Source organism: Microbacterium sp. bgisy189, from assembly GCF_965345345.1.
Classification (GTDB): Bacteria; Actinomycetota; Actinomycetes; order Actinomycetales; family Microbacteriaceae; genus Microbacterium.
The window spans coordinates 1-2974 of the sequence record NZ_CBDRMZ010000018.1; the positions used below are offsets into that span (position 1 = coordinate 1).

General features: G+C 70.3%; 4 protein-coding genes. All 4 read left to right on the forward strand.

Annotated features, from left to right (window positions below; translation table 11 throughout):
• The first annotated feature begins 122 nt into the window (after positions 1–122).
• From ACSF8R_RS14535 to ACSF8R_RS14550, 4 genes are read left to right on the forward strand one after another with little or no spacing between them, the layout of a single operon-like run.
• Positions 123–944: a DUF4397 domain-containing protein gene (locus ACSF8R_RS14535; protein WP_434812445.1), complete on the forward strand. Its 822-nt coding sequence runs from the start codon at positions 123–125 to the stop codon at positions 942–944.
• Between the two features lie 9 nt (positions 945–953).
• Positions 954–1631, forward strand: coding sequence for a class F sortase (locus ACSF8R_RS14540; RefSeq protein WP_434812446.1), 678 nt, complete (start codon positions 954–956; stop codon positions 1629–1631).
• A complete protein-coding gene (locus tag ACSF8R_RS14545; protein WP_434812447.1) occupies positions 1628–2215 on the forward strand; it encodes an RNA polymerase sigma factor in 588 nt (195 codons plus the stop codon). The genes ACSF8R_RS14540 and ACSF8R_RS14545 overlap by 4 nt, the downstream gene beginning before the upstream one ends.
• Positions 2202–2918, forward strand: coding sequence for an anti-sigma factor domain-containing protein (locus ACSF8R_RS14550; RefSeq protein ID WP_434812448.1), 717 nt, complete (start codon positions 2202–2204; stop codon positions 2916–2918). The genes ACSF8R_RS14545 and ACSF8R_RS14550 overlap by 14 nt, the downstream gene beginning before the upstream one ends.
• Positions 2919–2974 lie beyond the last annotated feature (56 nt).

The window sequence follows — 2974 nt, forward strand, 5'->3', positions numbered from 1 at the left end:
CGACGACGACTGAGAATCCATTTCAAAAGTTTTTTCATTCAGGTGCATCCAAATGAAGGTGTGCGTCGGAATACCTCTGTGACAGCGCGAACAGGTCGCGCCGAATCAGCAAGGAGTTCCTCATGCGCAAGACACTCTCCGCCGGCATCGCCCTCGGTGCCGCCGTCGCGTTCACCGCGTTCGCTCCCGCGACCGCTGCGACCAGCGACACCGCCGATCTCTCGGTGCTGCACGGCATCCCCGACACCCCGGTCGACGTCTACGTCGACGGTGAGCTGACGATCGACGACTTCCAGCCGGGCGACCTGGGTGGGCCCCTCGAGCTTCCCGCCGGCACCTACGCCGTCGCGCTGACCGCAGCCGACGCCGAAGACGACTCCGAGCCGGTCCTCGGCCCCATCGACCTCGCCCTCGAAGGCGGCATGAACTACACCGCCGTCGCCCACCTCGACGCCGACGGCCAGCCGACGGCCAACCTGTTCACGAACGACACCTCCGAGACCGCCGCCGGCGAAGGCCGTCTGACGGTCCGTCACGTGGCCGCCGCTCCCGCCGTCGACATCCTCGCGGGCGGCGAGGCCGTCATGACCGGCCTCGCGAACCCGGAGGAGGCCTCCCTCGACCTGGCCGCGGGCACCGTGAGCGCCGCCGTCGCCCTCGAGGGCACGACGGAACCGGTCATCGGGCCGGCTGACGTCGAGGTCCAGGAAGGCGTCCTGACGATGGTCTACGCGTGGGGCAGCGCTGAGGACGGCAACCTCCAGCTCGCCGTGCAGACGGTCGAGGGCCTGCACTCCGGCCCTGACGGCGTGAACACCGGTTCGGCCGGTCTCGTCGCCGAGAACGGCACGAACGGCTGGCTGATCGCCGGCGGCGCCGGCCTCGTGGCCGCCCTCGTCGCCGGTGGCGCGATGGCCGCTCGCACCGCGACCGCTCGTCGCTGAGTGATGATCATGTCGTCTCGATCCGTTTTCGCGGCCGCGCTCGTCCTGGCCGTCGGGATGGTGACGGCATGCGCCCCCGCCTCGGAGGTCGGTGCCCCCACACCGGCCTCCGAGGCACCGGCGCGGAGCGCGCAGGATCCCGATCTGCGCACTGAGGAGCCCGCGCCCGCGGGCCCGGCACCCTCGCCCCGCGCGTCGGTGCCGGTCTCGCCCGCGACACCGAAGCCCGTCGCCGAAAGGGTCGCCCCGGAGCGTCTCGAGATCCCGGCGCTCGACGTGGAGATGCCCATCGTCCCGGTCGGCGTGCAGGCCGACGGGAGCATGGAGATCCCGGAGCGTCCCTCCATCGCCGGGTGGTACCGGTTCGGGAAGGCTCCCTCCGACGCCACCGGCGCCACCGTGCTCGCCGCTCATGTGGACGACCGCGAATACGGCGTCGGCCCGCTCGCACAGCTGCGACAGAGTGAGCCCGGGAGCGAGGTGACGGTGACGGATGCCGACGGCGTACGCACCCGCTACGTCATCGACACGGTGACCTACATCCCGCGCGCGCAGCTGCCGGTCGAAGACCTCTTCGTCCGGGATGGCGAGCCCACGCTCGTCGTCATCACCTGCGGAGGCTCATTCGATGCCCAAACCCGCAGCTACAGCGATAACGTGGTGATGGTTGCTCGGGCTGCTTCATGATCATCGCGAGCGCATCCGTCCGACCGGTATCGAAGGAGTACGTCGTCGACGAGGATATGGAGCTCGCGGAGCGTTTCGCCGCGGGGGATGAGAGCGCGCTCAAAGCGATGTACGACCGGTGGGGACGGGTGATCTACACCCTCGCCGTCCGGTCGACCGGAGACCCGGCCGAAGCAGAGGACATCACGCAGCGGACCTTCGTCTCCGCGTGGACCTCGCGCTCCTCGTACCGGGCCGACCGCGCCCCGCTGGGCGCATGGCTGGTCGCCATCGCGCGGCGCAGGATCGCCGATGCCCATGAGGCGCGCGCCCGCGCGGCCCGCCTGGAGCAGGCGGTGATGGCGGTGACGCCCGAACCGGTCGTCGACGCTCCCGACGTCACCGACTCGATCCTCGTCGCCGACGAGCTCGCCAACCTCGAACCCGATGCGAGGGCCGTCGTGACCCTTGCGTTCTACGACGATCTCACCCACGGTCAGATCGCCGAGCGGCTGAACCTGCCACTCGGTACCGTGAAGAGTCATCTCCGCCGAAGTCTCACCCGCCTGCGAACCCGATTGGAGGCCGCCCATGTCGCATCTTGACGCCGATGTCGCTGCGCTCCTCGCCCTCGGTGAGCGCATCGCGCCCGAAGACCTCGCGCACGCCGAGTCTTGCGAACACTGCCGAAGCGAGGTCCACGCCTTCCAGCGCGCCGTGGTCGCGGGCCGTGCCGCCTCGTCCGATACGCTCCTCGCCCCGCCCGCCCATGTGTGGGACAGCATCGCCCGTGAACTCTCCTTCGAGCACTCTCCGGCCGGAGGGGCGGATGCGGCAGCGGGCCATCACGTCGCGCGGGGCTCGGGTCGTCGCCTGCGCCGTCGTCCGATGTTCCTCGCGCTCGGCGCCGTCGCCGCGGCCGCCGTCATCGTCGTGGGTGTCTGGGCCTCGGGCGGTATCGTGCCGCGCGCCGACGTCGTGTCGGAGGCCACCCTCGACGGCTTCCCCGAATGGCAGGGCGCGAACGGCGAGGCCGCTCTCGAGCGGGTCGACGGCCACAGCCAGGTCGTCGTGCGACTCGACGCGAGCGTTCCCGACGACGGCTATCGCGAGGTGTGGCTGCTGACCGCCGACGCATCCGACCTGGTGAGTCTCGGCATCCTGGAGGGTGAAGACGGCGTGTTCCCGGTGCCCGACGACGTCGATCTCGATGCCTTCACGGTCGTCGACATCTCGCAGGAGAGCGCTGACGGCGATCCCGGTCACTCCGGCGACTCGATCGTCCGGGGCGCGCTGAGCTCCAGTTGAGCGGCCTCCTCGCGCGGATCAGCCCGTTCGGCTCGGCCGACAAGCGCCAGACGAGT

Coding starts and splice junctions, on each gene's coding strand:
- ACSF8R_RS14535 (WP_434812445.1), top strand. CDS start 123: ATGCGCAAGACACTCTCCGCCGGCATCGCCCTCGGTGCCGCCGTCGCG.
- ACSF8R_RS14540 (WP_434812446.1), top strand. CDS start 954: ATGTCGTCTCGATCCGTTTTCGCGGCCGCGCTCGTCCTGGCCGTCGGG.
- ACSF8R_RS14545 (WP_434812447.1), top strand. CDS start 1,628: ATGATCATCGCGAGCGCATCCGTCCGACCGGTATCGAAGGAGTACGTC.
- ACSF8R_RS14550 (WP_434812448.1), top strand. CDS start 2,202: ATGTCGCATCTTGACGCCGATGTCGCTGCGCTCCTCGCCCTCGGTGAG.